Origin of the sequence: Nocardia sp. CA-135398 (assembly GCF_050955845.1) — a bacterium.
In the GTDB taxonomy this organism is placed as follows: Bacteria; Actinomycetota; Actinomycetes; order Mycobacteriales; family Mycobacteriaceae; genus Nocardia.
In genome coordinates this window covers 4782724-4804568 of sequence record NZ_CP192084.1, presented here as the reverse complement: position 1 = coordinate 4804568, position 21845 = coordinate 4782724, and the positions used below count along the sequence as shown (strand labels likewise).

Below are 21845 nucleotides of genomic sequence, written 5' to 3'. Positions count from 1 at the left end.
GCGCCGAAGTCCGGTGTGGACGTACGAATTGCCTTGGGGTGCAGGAAGTACCGTTGACCCCTCCGCTTCGCGCCGCCCCGCTGCTTCGCCGTAAATCGTCACAGTGACGGATGGCCGTATGGCGCGCGCCCACCCTGTCGTAGCTACACACGCAGTACGGAGAGTGTGCGAGCTCGGCTACCGCGGATGTGGTCGGCACACGCGGTGGCCGAAAATGTTGATTTCCTGGCCGCAGTGCTCTCTCGGCAACCACCCCGCCGTTCATACAGTTATCGACATGACTAGCACTCCGTCCGTGCTCATCGTCGGTGCCGGATTCGGCGGCCTCGCGGCCGCGCTGGAGCTGAAGCGCCGCGGCTACGACGCGTTCACCATTATCGATAAGGCCGACGGGCTCGGCGGGGTCTGGCGGGACAATACCTATCCGGGCGCCGCCTGTGACGCGCCGTCGGATCTGTACTCGTTCTCCTTCGCCCCGAATGCGCACTGGCCGAAGCGCTTCGCCGAGCAGCCCGACATCCTCGCCTACATGCATGATGTCGCGCGCCGCTATGACCTCGACAGGCATATGCGTTTCGGTGTGGAGGTCGACTCGGCGGACTTCGATGCCGACCGCGGGGTCTGGCGGGTGCGCACGACCGCCGGTGAGCTGCTCGAGGCGGATATCTTCGTGCCCGCGGTGGGTCAACTGTCGCGTCCGGTGTGGCCGAATATCGCGGGCATGGATTCGTTCACCGGGGATGCGTTCCATTCGGCGCGGTGGGATCACGATGTCGAGCTCTCCGGTAAGCGGGTCGCGATCATCGGCACGGGTGCGAGCGCGATTCAGATCATTCCGGCGATTCAACCGAAGGTCGGGCAGTTGACGGTCTTCCAGCGGTCGGCGCCGTGGATCATTCCGAAGATCGAAAGCTATTACGCGCCACCGAAACTCAATGCGCTGGACAAGCTGTCGATCGTGACGAAGTTTCCGCTGATCCAGCGCGCGGAGCGGTTCGGCTGGTACGCGTTCTACGAGCTGGTGACCTCGGGGCTGGAAGGCAATGGCCGCATCGCCGAGGTGATCTCCGGGTGGGCGGACCGGCATCGGGCCTCGCAGATATCCGATTCCGAACTGCTGGCGAAGATGACGCCGGATTACGAGGCGGGCTGTAAGCGCGGGCTGATGGCGAGCAACTACTACCCGGCGGTGTCGCAGCCCAATGTGCATGTGGAGACTTCGCATATCGCAGAGATCACGCCGGCCGGTGTGCGCACCGAGGACGGCACGCTGTACGAGGTCGATGTGATCGTGTACTGCACCGGCTTCAAGGCCACGGAGTTCTTGGCTCCCATGACGATTCGCGGGATCGGCGGTAAGGAGCTGAGCGAGGTGTGGTCGGGTGGTGCGCGGGCCTACAAGGGCCTCACCGTGCCGCATTTTCCGAATATGTTCATCATGTACGGGCCGAACACGAACCTCGGTGCGGGTTCGATCATCTATATGCACGAGCGGCAGGCGCGCTATCTGCGCCAAGCGGTCGAGCATCTGCGCGGGGCCGGGGGTTATCTGTCGGTGAAGCCGGAGGTGGAGGCGCGGTTCGACGAGGAAATCCAGGGGCGGCTCGAACATACGGTGTGGACCAAGTGCACCAGCTGGTATCGGGAGGCCAGCGGTCGGGTGACGGCGAATTGGCCGGGTCGGATGAGTGAATACGACAAGCGGACGCATTTCGATGTCCGTGACTACGAGCTTGTTCGCACCGGAAGGTAATGCCATGACGCACTATGACGTGCTGGTGATCGGTTCCGGTTTCGGTGGCAGTGTGAGCGCGCTGCGGTTGACCGAGAAGGGCTATCGGGTCGGTGTCCTGGAGACCGGGCGGCGCTTCGCCGATCACGAATTCGCCGAGAACTCCTGGCATCTGCGCGAATACCTGTGGGCGCCGAAATTGGGCTGCTTCGGTATTCAGCGGATGACCCTGTTGAACGACACCTTCATCATGAGCGGCTCCGGTGTCGGTGGTGGTTCGCTGGTGTACGCGAACACGCTGTACGAGGCGCCGGACACCTTCTACGGCGATAAGCAGTGGGCGCATATCACCGATTGGAAGTCCGAGCTGGCGCCGCATTACGACCAGGCCAAGCGCATGCTGGGGGTGACGACCAATCCGGCGACCACGCCATCGGATCGGGTGCTGCGGGAGGTCGCCGAGGATATGGGTATCGGTGATACCTACCGTCGAACGCCGGTCGGGGTGTTGTTCGCGGATAAGGACACTCGGCCGGGAGCCGCGGTCGCGGATCCGTTCTTCGGTGGTGTGGGGCCGGAGCGGCGTTCGTGTACGCATTGTGGTGAGTGCATGACCGGGTGTCGGCACGGTGCGAAGAACACGCTGGTGAAGAACTATCTGTATCTGGCGGAGCAGGCTGGTGCGACCGTGCATCCGTTGACGACGGCGGTGTCGGTGCGGCCGCTGTCCGGCGGTGGGTACGCGGTCGATGCCGTGCGCACTGGGCGTTGGGTTCGCAAGGCGAAGCAGACCTTCACAGCCGATCAGGTGGTGTTCTCCGCGGCCGCGCTTGGCACTCAGCAACTGCTGCACGATCTGCGGGATCGCGGTGTGCTGCCGAATATTTCGCCGCGCCTGGGTCATCTGGCGCGCACGAATTCCGAGGCGGTGTTGGCGGCGCGTTCGCGTGATAGGGATTCGGATTTCACCAAGGGGGTGGCTATCACCTCGTCGATCCATCCGAACTCCCACACCCATGTCGAGCCGGTGCGTTACGGCAAGGGCAGCAATTTCATGGGTCTTTTGACGACGGTTCTGGTCGATGGGCAGGAGGGTAAGCGGCGTTGGGTGCTGGGTCTGCGGGAGCTGGCGCGGTATCGGCGGGATCTGCTGCGCATGCACAATCCGGCGCACTGGTCCGAGCGGATGATCGGGCTGCTGGTCATGCAGAACGTGGACAATTCGATCATCACCTATAACAAACGCGGTCTGTTCGGTAGGCGGATGACCACCAAACCCGGTGCGGGACAAGCACCTCCGACGTGGATTCCGGAGGGCAACGAGGTCACCCGGCGGGTCGCGGAGAAGATCAACGGTATTCCGCAGGGCTCGTGGACGGAGATGGCGAATATCCCGATCACCGGTCATTTCATCGGTGGTTGTGCGATCGGCGACTCCCCCGATACCGGGGTGGTCGACCCGTATCAGCGGCTCTACGGCTACGAGGGTCTGCATATTGTGGACGGTTCGACGATCTCGGCGAATCTCGGCGTGAATCCGTCACTGACCATTACCGCGCAGGCCGAGCGTGCGATGGCGTTGTGGCCGAACAAAGGGGAATCCGATCAGCGGCCGCCGCTGGGTGCGCCGTATCGGCGGATCGACACGGTCGCGCCGAAGAATCCGGTGGTGCCGGAGTCGGCGCCGGGAGCGCTTCGGTTGCCGATCACTCCGGTCTGACGCGGCTCGCATTGGTCCGCGACCTTCCTGCCACCGTCGGGTCGGAACTGCTGCGCTTCATCACCACCCCGCGATGCACCCAGGCATGATCCGCGGGTCCGGCGTCGGCGTCACCCGGTTCGGTCCGAAAGCGCATGTGACGCTGTGGAGTTGAACGCGACGCCGCAATGGAGCATCGGGGGCCAGGGGGCGCCGATCACCTAATCTGTCCTGAAAGTTCACTGGGATGCCGTGGATCCGAGCGGGCGCAGCGACCAGGGCACCGCCTCGATCAGGATTGTCGCAGCAGAGCTGTCCATCCGGCTGGTCTTGGATCCGGTCGTGAATTCGGGATCGGTCCCCATGATGACGCGGCCTTCGCTGTTGACCAGCACTACCCGCTGCCCGGATGCTTGGAATCGTGGAAGCAGGACCTTCTCGATCGAGGCAACTGGCACATCGGCGCCGGCGATTCCGAGGAATGTTCCCGATGTGGTCGTGACCGGTATCGCGAATGTGCAGACATACTCATCGGAGCACGCGTAATCGAGGTGTGGTCCCTGTACCCATCGCCGATCCTGCTCGCGTGGAACCGTGAACCAGTCCATTTTGGTGTAGTCGTAGAAGTATTCACTGTCGGGATTCAATTCCAGTACCAGGCGTCGCGCGGTGGGAAGCCACCATTCGAGGTGTCGGGGGCGATCCGCCAGAACGCTGTCGGCCATCACTACGCCTGCGCCGTTGAACAATTTTCCGCGCGACTCGAGCTCGCCGAGGATGGTCTCGCGCAGCGGTGCCAGATCAGTCGCCCGGGGAGCGGTCCGCAGCTTCTCGGTGAGCTCATCCCATAGGGTTGTCAGCGCGGTCCCGATGGTTGCCAGCGACTGGTAAACCTCATCAGCCAGTTTTGTGACGGAATCAGCGAGCGACTCGATGGTCGCGGGGGCTGGAAAGTTATCGGTGTTCCTCACTGAGCTCCAAGCGCAAAGCAACAAGGCGGCGGATGCGTGATTCCGTATGCGATTCTGCCAGTTCTCTGGCCCGGGCATCGTCTTCTTGTTCGATCGCGTCCACCAGTTCACGGTGGGCGGTCGCCTCGACCGCCGGGTCCAGCTTCAGGCCCGGTAGCCAGAGCAGGGCGGACAGCTCTGCCTGCAGAGCGACCTCGGCGCGGGTCAGCCGGGTGGACTGCGCGCACACCGCCATCTCGATGTGAAAGCGGCTGTCGGCTTGGCGGGCCGAGACAAGGTCGGAGCTGTCTTTCAGCCGGTCGGCCAAGGCGCGGAGTCCGGCTATATCGGCCCGCAAGCTGCGGCGCGCGGCGAACACAGCAACCGCCCCGGTGACGGCGAAGTGCTCATCCCCTAGATCGCGCAGCTCCTGCACGCTCATCTGCTGCAACCGCGCCAGTGAGGGGGTCTCGAAGACCTCGGCCGAAGCGCTGATGAAGCTGCCGCCCCCGCGGCCACGCTTGGTGTGCACGATGCCCTGCTGCCGAAGTACGACCAGCGCCTCTCGCAGGGTCATCGTCGATACCCCCAGCTGGTTGGCGAGATCGGTCTCGCTCGGCAACTGTTGGCCGTCGGCCATCACACCGAGGCTGATCGCAGCAGACAGTCGCTGCACTACGGCCTCGGTTTTCGGTCCACCGCCCTCGAGCGGTGACAGCACTGCGCCGAGCGCGGACAATCCGGCCCTTTTCTGGGACAACGCGACTCCTGGGGTGACGGGGTCTGACACGATTCTACCCATCTAACAATTGAACTATGAACTATAAAGTTATATCTCAACCCCTTGAACTATGAAATCTAATGTCTTATGTTAAGAGCTACATGAACCGCCCACCCGGACACCTCGACGCCTGACGTCATGATCGAAACAGGAATTTCCCCATGTCCGAGAACCCGACCTGCCATACGGAAGTCGACGGACTGCGTGTGACGTGGCGCTTGGTTCAGCATCATGTGATCGCAATTGTCGCCGTGCACAACGCATCCGACGCTTCGCCAGTGGCATCCTTCTGCCCCAGCGGCTACCCGGATCTCGCGCGAGCGCGAGAACTCCTTCCGGAACTGACGAAGCTGTGGGATGCGGTCCGCCGCGAATTCTGGACGCAACTGATCCCGCCGCGGCTGGTGTCCGGAGGGCGGGCGTTGACATAACGTCCGCAGCCAGCGCGGCGTCGCCGCGCTACGGTCGCGATCGCACCGATGCTGCCGGCTGCTCAGTTGAGCGGCCGGGCGGCGTTGGTCAGTTGGCGGTCGCCGGTTCGCGGGTCGCGGCGACGAATTCGCCGATCGATGCGTCGACCGCTGCGCGCACGCGAGTCGTCTGGGGCACTAGCCCGTTCGCGGCGAGCAAGTCCGCGGCGTGCTGCTGTTCGTCGAGGAATTCCTCGGTCACCGGGCCGATGCCGAACGGCCGACCGCGCAGCGCCGCCTCCCACGCGTCCAGATCGGCGCTGCCACCCCGGGCGACGATGTCGTCGACGAAGTACTCGGCGGCCGCGCGCGGGTTCTGCACGATCCACGCATCGGATTCCTGCAGCGCGGCAATGATCGCCTCGAGGGCTTCGCGATTGTTCTCGGCGAAGTCGCGGCGGGTGAACCACAGCGAAGGATGGCTGAACAGCGACTCGGTGTCGATCAGCGTCCGCAGTTCGGTGACGGCCTCGACGGTGGTCAACCCCGGGTAGGCACCGACCCAGGCATCGAGGTCGCCGGCGATGAGCGCGGCGCCACCGTCGTGCACGTCGGTGTCGACCGGTTCGATGTCGGCCCAGCCCAGTCCGGCCTTCTCCAGCGCGAACAGCGCCAGGGTGGTCTGCCAGGAGCCGTGGGCGATGCCGACGCGCTTGCCCTGCAAATCGGCGACCGATTCGATGCCACTATCGGCCTTGGTGACCAGGCGCCCGTTCTCGATGCGCGGACCGGAGATGCCGACGTAGACGATGTCGCGGCCGTGGGCCAAGGCGGTGACCGGCGGGGTGAAACCGGTGCCGATGAAGTCGTAGCCGGGATCGGTGAACAAGAAGTCCGAGTGCAGCGACGGCAGTGCGGTTTGCACATCTACGCGCTCCGGCTGCGGCAGGGCGCGTAGGTCTACCCATTCGACCTCGGGCAGGGTGCGCTCGAGGATGCCGCGGTGGCGCAGGACGAACAGGGAGTTGTTGTGCGGGAAGTAGCCGACACGAACGGTCATGGTAAAGGCTCCTGGGGATGCTGGGACGTGGTGGTCAGATCAGGCCGCGGCGGCGGGCTTCGTCGGCGAGGCCGGTGCGGCCCCATTGGACAGCCAAATTGGATTTGTCGAAATCGACTGAGCCGCCGAGTGTTTCGGCGATGGCCTGATACTGGGCGCCTTCCTCGAGCAGCACCACCAGCTTGGCCAGCTCGAGCAGTCCGGCGCGGCCGATGACGTTGGCGCCCCCGTTGGCTTCAAAGATGGCGATCAGGTCGGGGTCGCGGGTGAGCTGGGCGAGGATGAAATCCCCTGCGCCGATGCTGCGGTCGATATGCGGCGGGATCTGCCGTGACAGGGTCAGCCGCTGCACCGCGGCGTAGCGGATGGGAAATACGCGGTGGGTCTGGGCCCAGCCGCCCAGCCACGGGCTGTGCACGTGCACCACGGAGGTGATCTCCGGGTGCGCGCGGAACACCTTGGCGTAGCCGGTGACGAACCCGGCGGATCCGGTGCCCGAGAGCACGTCTCCGTCGAAGCCGGCCACGACCGGCACGACAGTGCGGTCCTCGGCCCACGGGCCCGGTTCGTTGAGGGCGACGGCGATCTCGGTGCCCGGTACGCGTTCGACGAAATTGACGGTGCCGTTGCCGGTGACGGTGCCGGTCGCACGCAGCACTCGGAAGGCCTTCTCCGCGTCGCGGGTCGCGGCGTCGACGAAGGCCTGCACGGTCTCATCGAGCCGAATCTCGGTGGTGGTCATGGCTTCTCCTGGTCAGGCGTGGGTGAGCACGGGAGTGGTCGGTGTAGTCAGGCGGGTGCGACCCAGCAGCGGCAGAACTTCCTCACCGATCCGGTAGGCCTCTTCCAGATGCGGGTTACCGGCCAGAATGAAGGCGTCGACACCCAGATCGATCAACTCGTCGAGGCGTTGGGCGACCTGTTCGTAGCTGCCGACCAGACCGAAGGCGGGGCCGCCGCGAATCAGGCTGAACCCGCACCAGACGTTGGGCTGCACTTCCAGATCGCGATAGCCGGTGATGGTTTCGGGCACCCAGCCTTTGATGCGGGCCGCACCGACCGAATCACCTCGAGCGGCGCGGTTGGCGGCGTCGCGATCGACGAAGGCCCAGCCTTTGCCGATCTCGGCCCAGGCCGCTTCCTCGGTGTGACGGGCCACGATGTCGATGCGGACCGCGAATTTCGGGGTGCGCCCGATCGTTTCGGCGTGTGCGCGCACCCCGTCGAACTTGGCGCGCAGATCGGCGTAGGGCTCGAGCCAGGACAGATAGTAGTCGGCGTGACGGCCCGCGGCCCGCACAGCCGCACCCGAGGACCCGGAGAAGTAGACCTGCGGGAACCGTTGTCCGGCCAGCCCAGGCGGCAGGGTGGCGGCGTCGGTGCCGAAGAACCGGCCCTCGTGGGTGAAGGGCGATCCGTCCCACACTCCGCGCAGCACGTCGAGGAATTCGCTGGTGCGTGCGTAGCGGTCATCGTGGGAAACCTTGTCGCCCCACCACAATTGGGCAGGACCACCACCTCCGCTGATGATGTTGTAGACCAGCCGTCCGCCGGTGGCGCGTTGCAGGCTGGCCGACATGCGCGCGGCCTGCACCGGATGCAGGAACCCGGGCTGGAAGGCGACCATGAACCGATAGGTGGTGGTCTCGCGGGCCAATGCAGCGGCAAAGGCCCACGGGTCCTCGGTCACCGGGAACGAGGGCAACAGACCGCCCAGGAACCCAGCCGATTCACTGGCTTTGGCGACGGCGGCGACGTGGTCGATGTAGCTGTAGCCATCGAGTGCGCCGCCGCGCACGGCCGGGGCGATATTGCCAGGGCCGTAGCCGTTGGCGTGACCGCGGTTGTAGCGGCGCGGGGTACGCAGGGAGGCGTGGTCGCCTTCCATGCCGATGCGCCAATAGATGTCGATGCTCATGCCGTGGTCTCCTGCAGGGTGCGGCCGACCGGATCGGCCAGGAACAGCAAATGCTCACCGGCGCGGTGCACTTCCTCGATGTTCGGGTGCCCGGACAACACGATGCTGTCGAAACCGGCGGCTTCGTAGACCTGCAATTGCTGGGCGACATGTTCGTAGCTGCCGACCAAGCCGACCGGCTCCGGGTAGCCGAGCTCGGCGAACCCGGCCCAGCGGGCACCGTCGAGACCCAGCGACCGCGCGCCGGGACCGTCGGGATGTACTTCGCGCCATTGGCGTTCCGCGCGCGCCCACGCCTCGTCCTCGGTTTCACGGGCGATCACCGGCAGCTCCAGGCCCGCGCGCACCCGGCGACCGGTCTCGGCGGTGCGCTCTCGCAGCCGCGCCAGCGCCGCGGCCGGACCGTCGGTGGATTCGGTGAACAGGTGCACATCGCCGTGGCGGGCCGAAAGATCCAGTGCGGGTTGAGAAGTGCCCGACAGGTACACCGTCGGGAACGGCAACCCGGACAGGATGCCGCGGAAGCCGCCGTCGATCACGTCGTAGTATTCGCCCGCGAAATCGAATCCGGTGCCTTCGAATCCGGCGCCGGGCACCGGGTCGGCATTCCACACCCCGCGCGCCACGGTCAGGAACTCCGCTGCCCGCGCGTACCGGTCGTCCCCGCTGACCCGGTCGCCGCGGGTACGTGCTTCCTCGGTGTCGGTGTCGACTGCCAGCCGCCAGCCCAGCCGTCCCGCGGACAGCCGTTGCAGGGTGGCCGAGATCTTCGCCGCATACACCGGGGTACCGAAAGCAGGCTGGAATTCGACGATCACGCGTGCGTGGCGGGTCGCGCGCAACGCGCCACCGGCCACGATCCACGATTCCTCGCCCAGCGGGTCGTACGGCGCGAGCACACCGTCGAGTCCCGCCAGCTCGGCGGCGTCGATCACCTGGTGCAGATCGTCGAAAGGCCCGAAGTGCCCGGGGCGTACATCGGTCGGCTCCCGGTCATCCGGGCGCGCACCGAAGCGTCCGCCGGCCGGTGTCGGGACCAGGTCACCGAATCCACCGCGGTGACGCAACTGCGGGCGAGCCCGGCGGCCGTCACCATGGCTGGGCAGCCGCCACAGATACTCGGTCATGCGGTGTCCTTTCTTGCATGCCCGAGGGGCCCTCCGTGGTTACGCCAGCTGCCTCCTCCGGGCCCTGACTCGGTCATGCCGCAACCTGCCCGGCGGCGACCAGCTCCCGCGCCCGCGCCAAAGGCTCGTGGGCGACCCACGAGTCGAGGTCGAAATCGGCGGAAAGGAAACCGTGGGTATAGAGGAACTGCTTCTGCACCCCGAGCAGCTCCAGGCGTTCGGGATCCAGCGAGGGATGCAGGCCGCGATGGAACTCGGTGCCGTAGGCGGCCACGACTCCCTCAGGCCCGGAAAGGGTTTCGCGTTGCAGCACCTCCCGCACACCGTCGAGATTGTCGGTCGCCCAGTCCGCGGCCCGCAGGCTCTGAGCCAGGAACCCGATCACCGCGTCGGGGTTGGTGTCGAGCAGATCCTGATGCACCGTAATCGGGCGCGGGGTGCCGTTGTTGACGCGCAAACGTTTGGTGTCGGTGGCGTCCAGGTCCACCGCGACCCGCAGCCCGTGCTGCGCGGCGACTTCCTGAGCGCGGGCACCTTTGACGTAGATGGCGTCCACTTCACCGCGCAGCAACTCGTCGGCACCCCAGGTGATGGACCGGGAACGCTGCTGAACTTCGGTGCGTACCTGCGGATCTCGCTCCACCCCCAGTTCCACGACCTGCACATCGGCGAGGGTGAGCCCACCCAGGCGCAGGGCGCTGGTGAACCCGTGCAGGGCCATCGCTCGCGGGAAGCTGCGCGCCTGATCCTGGGCCCAGGCCGGGATGCCGATCCGTAGCCCCGCCAGTTCGGCCGGTGAACTCACCGGCGACTGCGGGCCGACCAGAATGACCTGAGCTTCGTCGATCCAGGTCAGCCCGATCAGCCGGGTCGGTGAGCCGTGAGCGCGCGCGGCCAGCGCGGGCACGTTGCCGCCTTCCCGCACCAAACCCGCGAGGGTGTGGTCGAAGTGGCGGGCGGCCAGCTCCGGGCCGGCGTCCTGCAGGACCCCGAAGTCCAGGCCGTGGGTACGGGCGGTCTCGCCCAGCCAGCCCAGACTGTGCGCCAGGCCGCTGGCGGTCGGCACCGGGCAGCGGGTGTACCAGAGGGTGCCGGCGGGATCGGGCTGTGCTGTGGTGGTCATCTATGCTCCTGAGTTCTGCGAGGGCGCGGCGCCGACGCCGAGTTCGGTGAGGAAGGCCGCGCGATAGCGCAGCGCGGCAGGGTCGTTGCCGTCGCGCGGATGGGCCAGGTCGATCTCGGTGTCCACCGCGAAGCGGCCGCGATCGAGAATGAGCACCCGGTCGGCCAGGCGCACTGCCTCGTCCACGTCATGGGTCACCATGAGCACCGCCGGGTGATGGCGGGTCACCAACTCCCCCACCAGGTCCTGCATCTGCAACCGGGTCAGCGCATCCAGCGCGGCGAACGGCTCGTCCAGCAACAGCAGTTCGGGTTCGCGCACCAGCGCCCGCGCCAGCGCCGCCCGCTGGGCTTCACCACCGGACAGGGTCGCCGGCCACTGCCGGGCCTTGCCGCCCAGATGCACCTCGGCCAGCGCGCGCAGCCCCGCCTCCCTGGTCTGCTTCGAACGGCGTTGCCCGACCGTCACATTGGCCAGTACCCGCTTGGACGGGATCAGCCGCGGCTCCTGATAGACGGTGGTGCGCACCGCCGGCACCAGCACTCGCCCGGCATCGGGGGTTTCCAGGCCGGTGAGCAGGCGCAGCAGGGTGGTCTTACCGGTGCCGCTGGGGCCGAGCAGGACCACGAACTCGCCACGGCGAATGGTCAGATCCACCCCGTCGAGGACGATCTTGTCACCGAAGGCCTTGCGCAGTCCGGTGATCCGCACGGCGACCGGCGCGGTGGCAGGCGGCGACTGTTCGACGGCGGTCATCGGATTGCCACCTGCCGCCGCCAGGGCATCGTATAGCGTTCGGCCAGCCGCACCACGGCGTCGAAGATCAAGCCGAGCACCGCGTACAGCACCACGCACAGCACCATGTAATCGGTGCGGTTGTATTCCTGCGCCAACGTGACCAGATAGCCCACACCCTCGGCGGTACCGACCTGCTCGGCGGCGATGAGGCCGGTGATGCTGATGGACAAGCACACCCGCAGCGCCATGAGGATCCCCGGCAGCGCCGAGGGCAGGATCACCTCGAGCACCAGCCGTGCCCCGCGCAAACCGAATCCGCGCGCGGCCTCGACCACTTTGCGGTCCACATTGCGCACTCCCAGATAGGTGTACGCGTACATGGGCGCGACGGTGGCCACCGCGATGAGTGCCACCTTGTACAGCTCGTCGATGCCGAACCAGGCGATGAACAGGGGCACCAACGCCAGGAACGGCACCGCGCGCACGATCTGCATGGTGGAGTCCACCAATTCCTCACCGAGGCTGGACAGTCCGGCGATCAGGCCGAGCAGCAACCCGACACCGACGCCCAGCCCGACACCGAACGCGGCGCGGGTGAAGGAGGCCACCGCGAAGTCGAGCAGCTGGCCACTGCCCAGCAGCTCGGTGAACGCCGACCAGACCTTGGGCGGTCCGGCCAGCACCTGCGGCGAGAGCGCACCGGTGGCCGAGCCGATCCACCAGGCGGCGACGATCAACGCGGGCAGCAGGAAACGCAGCGGTACCGACAGCCATGCGGGCCTGGACTTCTCGACCCGGGTCCGCGGCGCAGCGAGCGTGCCGAGATCTTCCTCGGCGGCGTGGACAGTGCGGACAGCCATGTCAGCGGCCCGTCTTCAGCGCGGCCAGTTGCTCAGTAGTGAGCTTGGCCTTCAGGTCGTAGAAGATGTCGGAGGCAGTGATCTTGCGGGTGATCACACCGTTGTCGGCGAACAGCTTCACCACTTCGGCCAGATCGGCGGCATCGGAATCGACCGGCAGCCGCGGCACGGTCGCCTCCGCCCCGACCCGCAAAGCGTCGGACAGGCGCGCACCACTGAGCGCGCGCGGACCGGTCTGCTCGAAGACGTTCTCGAACCCGGCGGGATTGTCGTGCTGCTGAGCGGTCAGGCCCTGCAGGACTTCGAGGTACTTGGCCGCGACTTCGGGCCGCTTGTCGAGGATCTCGGTGCGGAACACCACCACCGAGTTGTCCTTGGAGCCGATGCTTTGTTCGGTCGCGATCTCCACGCCACCGTTGGCCTTGGCCTCCTGGTACGGCACCAGGAACGACGCCCACGCATCGACCTTGCCGGTCGCGAACGCCGAGGCCGCGTCCTTCTGCTGCAACGGCACTCGCGTCACCTTGTCGGCCGGGATACCGGCCTGCGCCAGCGCCTCGAGCAGGATGTATTCGCCCTTGCCGGCCGGATTGACCGCGACTCGCTTGCCGACCAGATCCGCGACGGAGTGGATGCCGGAATCCTTGCCGGCGATGATGCCGCTCTGATCCTTGCCCGCCGGGTCCTGCACCGCGACGATGCGCACGGCCACGTCCTTGGACAGCGCGCCGACCACCGGGCTGAACGCGGCACCGGAGACGTCGAGTTCCTTGGTGTTGAACAGTTTCAGCATGGAGCTGAATCCCGGTGTGGTGGTGATCCATTCGACCTTCGCGCCCAGCGGCGCGAGCGCCTTGTCGAAGGTGCCGTCGCGCTTGGCCACCGCCAGCGGACCGGAATTGCCGGGGTCGGCCACCTTCAGCACCAGCTCCGCCCGCGGGCCCGCCTCGGTGGCGGTGCCCGAGCCACACGCCGCCACCAGAGCAACGACGGGGGCGAGCGCGAGCGCCAGACGCCAACGGTTCGGCCTGCGCGTGCGGAACATCGTGGAACACCTCTTCCGAATCGGGGATCGAAGCCGATCCATGAGCAGCGACAGTAGGGGCGCGGCCGCGGCATCACGAGGTAATGCTTTCCGGGGATCGGAAGGATTGACACGCACACAGTGGAAGCGTTATTGGAAACCTATTTGGGGCCGACCGGGTGAAAGCTCAACTGACATGCCGCTTTTCGCTCACCGTGAGCGGAATCCCGATCACGCCAGGATTTCCATATAGCGGAAAGCGCTGTCGCCCAGCGGCACCGCCGCGCCGTGTTACCGTCCCCGGTGTGGAAGCTTCCGGAGTGCAGACCGTCGCCCGTGCCCTGTCTGTGCTGGACTGCTTCCGCGGCGGCGAGGAACGCGGCGTATCCGAGATCGCCCGCCAGCAGGGCTTGGCGGTCAGCACCACCCACCGGCTATTGAGCGCCCTCGTGCAGGCCGGATTCCTCGACAAGAACGAAACCTCGAGCCGCTACCGCATGGGCGGCGCCTTGGCCGAATACGGCCAGATCGCCTACCGCCAGCACCGCATCTACCTCGCCGAACCCAGCCTCGAACAGCTCGCCGCCACCACCGGTGCCAGCGCCTCGGTCGCTATCCGCCACAGCATCCACGCCGTACTGCTCGGCACCAGCCGCTGGCGCGACAGCGACGGCCACCGCCTCATGGGCGTTCGACTTCCCCTGCACGCCAGCGCCCTGGGCAAAGCCTTGCTCGCCTGGTCCGACACCCCCGACGACTTCCTGGCCACCCTGCCCTACGACGAAGGCACCGCCCGCTCGGTCTCCACCCCCACCGAACTGCGAGAAGAACTCACCCGCACCCGATCCCGCGGCTACGCCTACAACGACGAAGAGCTCGATCCAGGCTTCCGCACCATCGGCCTGCCCATCCTCACCCCCACCGGCGAGGCCCGCTTCGCCCTCGGCCTGCGCGGCCCCACCACCCTCATGATCGCCGAGCGCCTCCCGTTCCTCGTCGAGCTGGCCAAGGTGACCGCCGCCGAGATCGCCGCCCGCTTCGCCGCCGATCAGACCGGCGAATGACACCCGGAACGCCGCCGCCTCGGCCCCTCGCCGAAAGTCGGTGAACACCACACGGGATCGGCAGTAGCTCATGCAATTTCGCACTGCGGCGACCGGGAGCCGTTCCGGCGCAGCGCGCAAGTGAGGAACGTGGGCACAGCGCGGAGTTCGGATCAGCCCGAGCGGGACCGATCACCGACGCCGTCGAGCTTGTTAGCGTGGGGCGAGTGGATCTGAATCTGGATGGAAAACGCGCGATCGTGACCGGCGGCAGCCGCGGTATCGGGCTTGCGATCGCGCACGGCCTCGCAGCCGAAGGCGTCGATGTCGTGATCGCTGCCCGCTCGGCCGAACCGCTCGAGATCGCCGCACGGAAACTGGCCGACGAGACGGGCCGACGAGTGATCGCGGTACCGACCGATACGGGCGACGACGACCAGGTGCAAGCGCTCGTTCAGCGCACCGTCACCGAATTGGGCGGGGTAGACATCCTGGTGAACTCCGCCGCAACGCCATGGAGCGCCGGTTCGCCCACTGATCTGACCGCAACCACCGACGAGGTCGTTCGTCGTGAGATCGAGATCAAAGTGCTCGGGTATCTGCGGACCGCGCGCGCGGTCGCCCCACACTTGGTCGAGCAAGGATGGGGCCGGATCATCAATATCAGTGGACTGGGTGCCCGGCAGGCCAATTCCATCGCACAGACTATTCGCAATGTCAGCGTGTCCGCATTGACCAAGAACCTGGCCGACGAACTCGGCCCGCAGGGTGTCAATGTGACGGTCGTGCACCCGGGTCTGACCAGAACCGAACGTCTCACGGCCCGATTGTCGACGCAAGCCGAGGAGTCCGGCACTACGGTCGCCGAGCTCGAAGCCGGCCTCACGCGAAACTCCGTGCGCCGAGTCATCGACGCTCGTGAAGTCGCCGACGTGGTGACCTTTCTCGCCTCACCACGCAGCATCGCCATTACCGGCGAAGCCATCGCGGTCGGGGGCGGCATTCCTGGCCCGGTGTATTACTGACGGCGATCGTGGTCGGCGCACGCCGTGGCCGACGCGAATGTCGGTGCCGGACTTGGTCACCGGGAAAAGTGGAAGACCCGGGGGTCCCCCGCGATTCGGCGGCCGCCCCCGGAACGCGTGCCGAGTGATATCGACGGCGGAGCCGGCGCACCACCCCCGCCCCGAACGGAGACCCGAATATGCCGCGCAGACTGTTCCGCACCGTCGGCGTGACCAGGACCGGCTACCTCGGCAACTCGTGGCTCGCCTCGGACGCGGACCACGTGGTCTTCCCCGACAACCCGAAAGCTTCGACCTACTGCGACAACACAACCGAGGGATATCACCGATGACCAATAGAGCCGTCGATCTGACCTACGCCGCAGCGGAGGACCGCTACGAGACGGTCCCGTACCGCCGCACCGGGAACTCCGGCCTGGATCTCCCCGCCTTCTCCTTCGGCCTGTGGCAGAAATTCGGCACCGACTACGCGTTCGCGACGCAGCGGGAGATCATCCTGCACGCGTTCGACCTCGGCATCACGCACTTCGACAATGCCGACCGCTACGGGCCACCGCACCGCGCCGCGCAGCAGAACTTCGGCGCGGTGCTCGCCAAGGATCTCGCTCCCTATCGTGACGAACTCATCCTTTCGACCAAGGCGGGCAACCCGATCGGTCCGAGTCCTTACCTCAGGGGCGGATCACGTAAGTCGATCCTCAACTCGCTCGACCACAGTCTGCGCGACCTCGGCACGGACTATGTCGACATCTTCTACCATCACAGCCCCGACCTCAGCACACCATTGGAGGAGTCGGTCGGCGCATTGGTCACCGCGGTGCAGCAGGGCAAGGCGCTCTACATCGGCATCTCCAATTACCTGCCCGATCGGACTTACGAGGCCGTCGAGCTGCTCCGGCAGGCGGGCGTCCCGCTGCTCATCCACCAAGCCCGATACTCGATCTACGACCGGCGCCCCGAACAGAACGGCCTGCTGGATACCGCCCGCCAGCACGGGTTCGGCCTGATCGTCTATTCACCCCTCGCACAGGGCCTGCTGACCGACAAGTACCTCGAGACGATTCCCGAGGGCGCACGCGCACAGAACAGCGCCTTCCTGTCGCCGGATGTGATCGATGAGACCTACCGGCTGCGCACTTCCGCGCTCAACAAGATCGCTGAGGCCCGGGGCCAGTCACTGGCCCAATTGGCCCTGCAATGGGTACTGCGGCGACCAGAGGTCACCTCGGCGCTGATCGGTGCGAGTTCTACCGAGCAACTCGACCACAACATCGCGGCGCTGGACTTCCCGGCACTCACCGACGAAGAACTCGCACTCATCGAGGAGCACGGCGTGCACGGGACCGGACTGCGACGCTGAGTCGCCGCGCTCATTCCCTCAGCAACGGCAGCAGTTGGTTTCCCTGACGCTCGATCTCCGGCAGGTACGGGGTGTCGGAGAGGACGAAGTGGGTGATGCCGAGGTCGCGGTACTTGCGCAACGATTTCGCGACGTCCTCAGGGGAGCCGACGAGCCACGTTGTGCCCGCACCACCGCCACCGAACTTCCCCGGTGCGGTGTAGAGGTTGTCGTCGAGCACCTCGCCGCGGACGGCCAGATCGAGCAGTCGCTGCTGTCCAACGGCGGTCTGGCGGAACGGGTTCTGCGCATCCGCACCCTGGTCCTTCGCCATCTCCGCCACCTTGGCCTCGGCCTCCGCCCAGGCCTGCTCGGTGGTGTCCCGGACGAACGTCGTGACTCGCAGACCGAACTCCAGTGGTGCGTGCTCGCGGCCGAGTTCGTCGCTCAACGCGCGCAGGCGCTCGATCCGCTCCCGCACACCCTCGAGCGGCTCACCCCAGAACAGCTGTACGTCGGCCTCGGTCGCCGCCACCCGCTCGGCGGCTTCGGACGCGCCGCCGAAGTACAGCGTCGGATGCCTCCGGTCGCCACGTGGTGTAATCCGCGGCACCACAGTCGATTCGGAGACCTGGTAGTGCTCGCCTCGGTAGGTGACATTTTCCTCGGTCCACAGCTTGCGGACGACCTGGATGAACTCCTTGGTGCGGGCGTAACGGTGCGCCTGGTCGCTTTCGGTTTCGCCGTACGCTCCGAGGTCGTCCTTCCCGGACACGATGTTGACGCGGACCCGGCCGCCGGAAAGATGGTCGAGAGTTGCTGCGGCGGAAGCGAAGTGGGCGGGCCGCCAGTAGCCGGGCCGGATCGCGATCAGTGGTTCGAAGGTCGTCGTCCTGGCGGCCAGCGCGGTGGCGACGGTGATCGTGTCCGGGCGACCCCAACCGGTGCCGAGCAACGCTCCCTTCCAGCCGTGTTCCTCGAGGGCCTTGGCCTGGGCGGACAACGTGTCCAAGCTGTTGTGGTCAGCTGTGACAGGTTCGCCACGGTGTCCCGGCGTGACCTGATTAGGGATGTACCAGAGGAACTCGAGACTCATAGGGTGATTCCTGTTCAGTGGTCGTGATCAGCGGCGAGCTGGACGAGCTGCGCCCGGCGAACATCAGTGGTCTGTCCTTGGATCAGGACGAAGAGGGCGGAGCGCGATACCCGCGGCGACCGCCGGGCCGCGTGTTCGTGTCACGCCGACGCAGCCAACCCGTCGGCGGCGGGCGCGGTGGTCGGCGGATCCGTCGAGCCGGGCTGCCAGCCCAGTGCGGGCGCGATCAGCTGCACGGTGTCGTACAGGATCTGCTCGTAGTCGCCGCGGTCGAACTCATACGGCAGTTCCAGTCGCAGCTCCGAGGTTTGGGTAAGCACGGGATCGTTGCGCAGTCGGTCGAGTATCTGCTCGGCGGTGCCGACCACATCCGGGGCGAAAAGGATGCGCCGCTCCCCCTGCGGAGCCAGGGTCCGCTCATGCCGGCCGGCCGCGTACTGCCGGTACCGCTCGCGGGTCACCCGGTCCGCGCTGTCGAACGGGACGATCACCCGGCCCACCGCGGCCCGGGCCGGTCGGGCCGGATCGACCAGTCGGCGATACTCACCGATCAAGCTCAGCTGGGTGGTGGTGAAATCGTCGCTGTGCTCACCGGAAACGATGTTGCCGGTAAGCAGGTTCAGCCCGTTCTCCCCGGCCCAGCGCACCGATCGGGTGCTGCCACCGCCATACCAGAGCCGGTCGATCAAGCCGGGGTTGTGCGGCTGCAGCCTGGGCCGCTGAGTGTTGCCCGGAGAGTGGATCACCGTGTCCGCGTCACCCAGGTAGTCGCCGCGGAGGTTCTCGACCAGCCGGGCAATCCGGCCGTAGGACAGGTCGTAGCTGCGCCAGTCGCCATCGAAGACCAGGTGCCCGATCAGCTCGGCGTGTGGCGGGGTACCGGCACTGAAGCCGGCTTGCAGCCGGCCCCGCGACAGTACGTCGGCCATCGACAGATCCTCGGCCAGCCGGAACGGGCTCTCGTAGCCGATAGGAATCACGGCCGTCCCCAACTCGATGCGACGGGTGCGTTGGCCGGCAGCGGCCAGGAACACCGCCGCCGACCCCACACCGTGCTCTAGGTGACGTTGCCGGATCCACGCGCCGTCGAAACCGAGGCTCTCGCCATACTCGAACAGCTGCAGCGTGTCCTCGAGCCCGGTGAAGGGATCGTCGTCGGGATAGTTGCCGGGGGTCAGGAACGACAAGGTTCTGATCAGTGGTGTGGTCCTCATCAGCGCTCACTGACCACAGTGCGGAATCTCGGACCCGGCGATCAGTGCAGGCATCGAGTGACTCCTCCCATGACGACGACGCGAGACACTTGACGACAACACGATGACATTGCCGCATTCAACCGTATGCACTTGCGGCCGAACAGAATTGCGATCAGTCCGAACACAAGTACGGCCACGTCGACCAGCTGATCAACGGTCATCAGGCGCGGTTCCGCGACGCGGGCCATCAAATCCATTTCAGCGGGCCAGATGAGCCGACAGCAGCGACCGAGTCGGACACCCGGGTGTGTTATTGGCGTTCGGCCGATAAGCTCGGCACAAGGCTGGAGCCGAACTCCGGCAGTGTTGGACCGATGCGGAGTGAAGACTCATGAGCGCGACCACGATTGCCCGCCAGTGCACCCTGTGTGAAGCCCATTGCGGAATCCTGGTAACCGTCGAGGACGAACGGGTAACCCGGATCGAAGGCAACCCCGACGATGTACTCTCCGCCGGGTACATCTGCCCGAAGGCGACGGCAATGGGTGGGCTGCACCATGATCCGGACCGGTTGCGCACGCCGGTGCGCCGGGTCGGTGACCGGTTCGAGCCGATCGGATGGGACGAGGCGTTCAGCGAGATCGGGCGTCGGCTACGGCAGGTGCGCCACGCGCACGGGGACAGCGCGATCGGAATGTACCTGGGAAATCCGGCCGCACACAGCTCGTCGGTAATCTACGGCGCGCTGTTGCGCACGGTGCTGATGACGCGCAATTTCTTTTCGGCGTCCTCGATCGACCAGTTTCCGCAGGAGTTCGTGGCATGGCGGATGTTCGGATCGAATGTGTTGATGCCGGTGGCCGATATCGATCGCACCGATCGGCTCGTGATCATGGGCGCCAATCCGGCGGTATCGAACGGCTCGGTGACCACCATGCCCAATGCGAAGCAGCGCATCCGAGACGTGCGCAAGCGCGGCAAGGTAGTGGTGATCGATCCGCGGCGCACCGAGACCGCGCGGCTGGCCGATGAGCATGTGGCCATCGCGCCCGGCGGCGATGTGTATCTGCTGCTGGCGATGCTGCAGGTGCTGGTCAGCGAAAACCTGTGTGAGGAAAGCAGGATTCGCGCGCAGTGCACCGGCTGGGACGAAGTGCGGGCACTGGTCGCCGAGATGACACCGGAGTTTGCCGCGCCGCTCACAGGCGTCGATGCCGAGACGATTCGGCGGCTGGCGCGCGAGCATGCGGCAGCGGATTCGGCGTTGCTGTATGCCCGGATCGGGATATGCCACCAAGTAACCGGCACGCTGACACATTGGCTGGTCAACACCATCAACGCGGTCACCGGGAATCTGGATCGGCCCGGCGGGCAGATGTTCGCGACACCGCCGATCGATGCGCCGCGGCTCGGAAAATATCTGCCGGTGGGCCACGGAGCGTGGACGGACCGCTCCGGCACCTACAAATCGTTCCGCTCGGAGCTACCCGTCGCGGTGCTGGCCGATGAGATCCTCACCGAGGGCGCCGGGCAGATCCGCGCGATGATCACCTACGCCGGTAATCCGGTGCTGTCGACACCGCAGCGCGGCAAACTCGACGCCGCACTGGACTCGCTGGATTTCTATGTCGCCGTGGATATGTACGTCACCGAGACGACCCGGCACGCGGACATCATCCTGCCGCCGATCTCCCCGCTGGAACGTGAGGATGTGAACATTCTGTTCCCGGTGTTCAGTGTGCGGAACAATCTGCGCTATGACGCCCGCGTTTTCGAACCTCCGGCCGACGGACTCGAGGATTGGCAGATCATGGCGCGGTTGGTCACCGAGCTGGTGCCGCTGCCCGCACGCCGGTTCACCACGCGGGCGGTCAATGCGGTTCTGGAGCAGTTCAGTCCGATGCGGTTGACGACCGTCGGGGTGGCCGCAGGTCCGTACGGGGTGCTGCGGCGCGGTCGCAAGGGATTGTCCGTGGCGAAGGTACGCGCCGCGGCCGGGGGCATCGATCTCGGTCCGCTGCAGCCGCGATTGCGCGCGTTGATCGGGACCAAGGATCGCAAAGTGCACCTCGCGCCCGACGATTTCGTCACGGCCGCACAGGAATTGCTCGACGACGCGCGCCGCGGCAATGCGCTGACCGCACCCTCCGACGGCTACGACCTCAAACTCATCGGCCGCCGCCACCTGCGCAGCAACAACTCCTGGCTGCACAATGTCCCGTCCATGGTGAAGGGCCGCGACCGCTGCACCGCCCTCATGCACCCCGCCGACGCCGCCGAACGCGCCCTCACCGACGGCACGCCCGTCGCGGTCACCTCCCGCACCGGCTCGATCGTGGTCACCCTCGAGGTCAGCGACGATATCCGCCGCGGCACTATCGCCATCCCGCACGGCTGGGGGCACCGTGAACCCGGCGTCGGCTGGCAAGTAGCCGCGTCCCTCCCGGGCGCGAATGTCAACCTGCTGCACGACCCGTCGCTCACCGACACGTTCTCCGGCAACGCGGCGGTCAACAACACGTGGGTGACAGTGTCTCCGGCGAGCCCCGCGCCGACGGCAGCGGATGTCGATCGCGAGCCCGCGACGACTTCGTAGGAGTGCACTACCCGCGCAGAATGCACGCCGGTGCTGCCGTTGCCCGGCTTTCCCGGCCAGGAAGTCTGCCGCCCCGGGGTCACTCCACCGCGCGGGCTGACCAACCGGACGCGGTCGCACCTCGGTGC

General features: G+C 66.4%; 20 protein-coding genes and 1 pseudogene. 9 read left to right on the top strand and 12 right to left on the bottom strand.

Going from position 1 to position 21845, the window contains the following annotated elements:
• Window positions 1-277 precede the first annotated feature (277 nt).
• From ACQP1T_RS21170 to ACQP1T_RS21160, 3 genes and pseudogenes are all read left to right on the top strand, one after another.
• Window positions 278-1753 carry a flavin-containing monooxygenase gene (locus ACQP1T_RS21170; protein WP_433754782.1) on the top strand — a complete coding sequence of 492 codons (1476 nt, stop codon included), beginning with the start codon at window positions 278-280 and terminating at the stop codon, window positions 1751-1753.
• Between the two features lie 4 nt (window positions 1754-1757).
• A complete protein-coding gene (locus ACQP1T_RS21165) occupies window positions 1758-3452 on the top strand; it encodes an FAD-dependent oxidoreductase (protein WP_433754781.1) in 1695 nt (564 codons plus the stop codon).
• Window positions 3453-3493: 41 nt separating this feature from the next.
• Window positions 3494-3606: pseudogene (locus ACQP1T_RS21160) on the top strand (LysR family transcriptional regulator); the annotation flags it as partial.
• A gap of 64 nt (window positions 3607-3670) precedes the next feature.
• Here ACQP1T_RS21160 and ACQP1T_RS21155 read toward each other — a convergent pair.
• Complete coding sequence (locus ACQP1T_RS21155; RefSeq protein ID WP_433754780.1) at window positions 3671-4402, bottom strand: cache domain-containing protein; 732 nt, start codon at window positions 4400-4402, stop codon at window positions 3671-3673.
• Window positions 4386-5141 (bottom strand): FadR/GntR family transcriptional regulator, encoded by a 756-nt coding sequence (locus tag ACQP1T_RS21150; protein WP_433754779.1) that lies wholly within the window; start codon window positions 5139-5141, stop codon window positions 4386-4388. Before ACQP1T_RS21150 ends, ACQP1T_RS21155 begins: the two co-directional genes overlap by 17 nt.
• Before the next feature lie 182 nt (window positions 5142-5323).
• Here ACQP1T_RS21150 and ACQP1T_RS21145 point away from each other — a divergent pair, with 182 nt between their 5' ends.
• On the top strand, window positions 5324-5593 hold the full coding sequence (locus ACQP1T_RS21145) for a hypothetical protein (protein ID WP_433754778.1): 270 nt from the start codon (window positions 5324-5326) through the stop codon (window positions 5591-5593).
• Between the two features lie 88 nt (window positions 5594-5681).
• On the opposite strand, the gene ACQP1T_RS21140 is transcribed toward ACQP1T_RS21145, so the two are convergent.
• The 8 genes from ACQP1T_RS21140 to ACQP1T_RS21105 form a co-directional block, all read right to left on the bottom strand.
• Window positions 5682-6632 (bottom strand): ABC transporter substrate-binding protein, encoded by a 951-nt coding sequence (locus tag ACQP1T_RS21140; RefSeq protein WP_433754777.1) that lies wholly within the window; start codon window positions 6630-6632, stop codon window positions 5682-5684.
• Window positions 6633-6666: 34 nt separating this feature from the next.
• Window positions 6667-7374, bottom strand: coding sequence for a class II aldolase/adducin family protein (locus ACQP1T_RS21135; protein WP_433754776.1), 708 nt, complete (start codon window positions 7372-7374; stop codon window positions 6667-6669).
• Between the two features lie 12 nt (window positions 7375-7386).
• Complete coding sequence (locus tag ACQP1T_RS21130; protein ID WP_433754775.1) at window positions 7387-8550, bottom strand: LLM class flavin-dependent oxidoreductase; 1164 nt, start codon at window positions 8548-8550, stop codon at window positions 7387-7389.
• Window positions 8547-9677, bottom strand: a complete 1131-nt coding sequence (locus tag ACQP1T_RS21125; protein ID WP_433754774.1) for an LLM class flavin-dependent oxidoreductase — start codon at window positions 9675-9677, stop codon at window positions 8547-8549. Before ACQP1T_RS21125 ends, ACQP1T_RS21130 begins: the two co-directional genes overlap by 4 nt.
• A 73-nt stretch (window positions 9678-9750) precedes the next feature.
• Entirely contained in the window at window positions 9751-10800 is a 1050-nt protein-coding gene (locus ACQP1T_RS21120) for an ABC transporter substrate-binding protein (protein ID WP_433754773.1), read from the bottom strand.
• Complete coding sequence (locus ACQP1T_RS21115) at window positions 10801-11556, bottom strand: ABC transporter ATP-binding protein (protein ID WP_433754772.1); 756 nt, start codon at window positions 11554-11556, stop codon at window positions 10801-10803. It lies immediately after the preceding gene.
• Window positions 11553-12398 carry an ABC transporter permease gene (locus tag ACQP1T_RS21110; RefSeq protein WP_433754771.1) on the bottom strand — a complete coding sequence of 282 codons (846 nt, stop codon included), beginning with the start codon at window positions 12396-12398 and terminating at the stop codon, window positions 11553-11555. Before ACQP1T_RS21110 ends, ACQP1T_RS21115 begins: the two co-directional genes overlap by 4 nt.
• 1 nt (window position 12399) lies before the next feature.
• On the bottom strand, window positions 12400-13443 hold the full coding sequence (locus ACQP1T_RS21105; protein WP_433754770.1) for an NrtA/SsuA/CpmA family ABC transporter substrate-binding protein: 1044 nt from the start codon (window positions 13441-13443) through the stop codon (window positions 12400-12402).
• A 284-nt stretch (window positions 13444-13727) separates the two neighbouring features.
• Here ACQP1T_RS21105 and ACQP1T_RS21100 point away from each other — a divergent pair, with 284 nt between their 5' ends.
• The 4 genes from ACQP1T_RS21100 to ACQP1T_RS21085 all read left to right on the top strand — a co-directional run bounded on the left by ACQP1T_RS21100 (window position 13728) and on the right by ACQP1T_RS21085 (window position 16850).
• Window positions 13728-14486 carry an IclR family transcriptional regulator gene (locus tag ACQP1T_RS21100; RefSeq protein ID WP_433754769.1) on the top strand — a complete coding sequence of 253 codons (759 nt, stop codon included), beginning with the start codon at window positions 13728-13730 and terminating at the stop codon, window positions 14484-14486.
• 206 nt (window positions 14487-14692) lie between these two features.
• Entirely contained in the window at window positions 14693-15490 is a 798-nt protein-coding gene (locus ACQP1T_RS21095) for an SDR family NAD(P)-dependent oxidoreductase (protein ID WP_433754768.1), read from the top strand.
• Between the two features lie 179 nt (window positions 15491-15669).
• The gene (locus ACQP1T_RS21090; protein WP_433754767.1) at window positions 15670-15822 is read left to right on the top strand and encodes a hypothetical protein; all 153 of its coding nucleotides are present in this window, start codon (window positions 15670-15672) and stop codon (window positions 15820-15822) included.
• Window positions 15819-16850, top strand: a complete 1032-nt coding sequence (locus tag ACQP1T_RS21085; RefSeq protein WP_433754766.1) for an aldo/keto reductase — start codon at window positions 15819-15821, stop codon at window positions 16848-16850. Before ACQP1T_RS21090 ends, ACQP1T_RS21085 begins: the two co-directional genes overlap by 4 nt.
• 10 nt (window positions 16851-16860) lie before the next feature.
• Here the strand turns inward: ACQP1T_RS21085 and ACQP1T_RS21080 are convergent, their stop codons facing one another.
• Both ACQP1T_RS21080 and ACQP1T_RS21075 read right to left on the bottom strand, forming a co-directional pair.
• Window positions 16861-17925 (bottom strand): LLM class flavin-dependent oxidoreductase, encoded by a 1065-nt coding sequence (locus tag ACQP1T_RS21080; protein ID WP_433754765.1) that lies wholly within the window; start codon window positions 17923-17925, stop codon window positions 16861-16863.
• Window positions 17926-18065: 140 nt separating this feature from the next.
• Window positions 18066-19139, bottom strand: coding sequence for an LLM class flavin-dependent oxidoreductase (locus ACQP1T_RS21075; RefSeq protein WP_433754764.1), 1074 nt, complete (start codon window positions 19137-19139; stop codon window positions 18066-18068).
• A 373-nt stretch (window positions 19140-19512) separates the two neighbouring features.
• Between ACQP1T_RS21075 and ACQP1T_RS21070 the strand changes: the two genes are divergently transcribed.
• Window positions 19513-21717 (top strand): molybdopterin oxidoreductase family protein, encoded by a 2205-nt coding sequence (locus tag ACQP1T_RS21070; RefSeq protein ID WP_433754763.1) that lies wholly within the window; start codon window positions 19513-19515, stop codon window positions 21715-21717.
• Window positions 21718-21845: the final 128 nt, after the last annotated feature.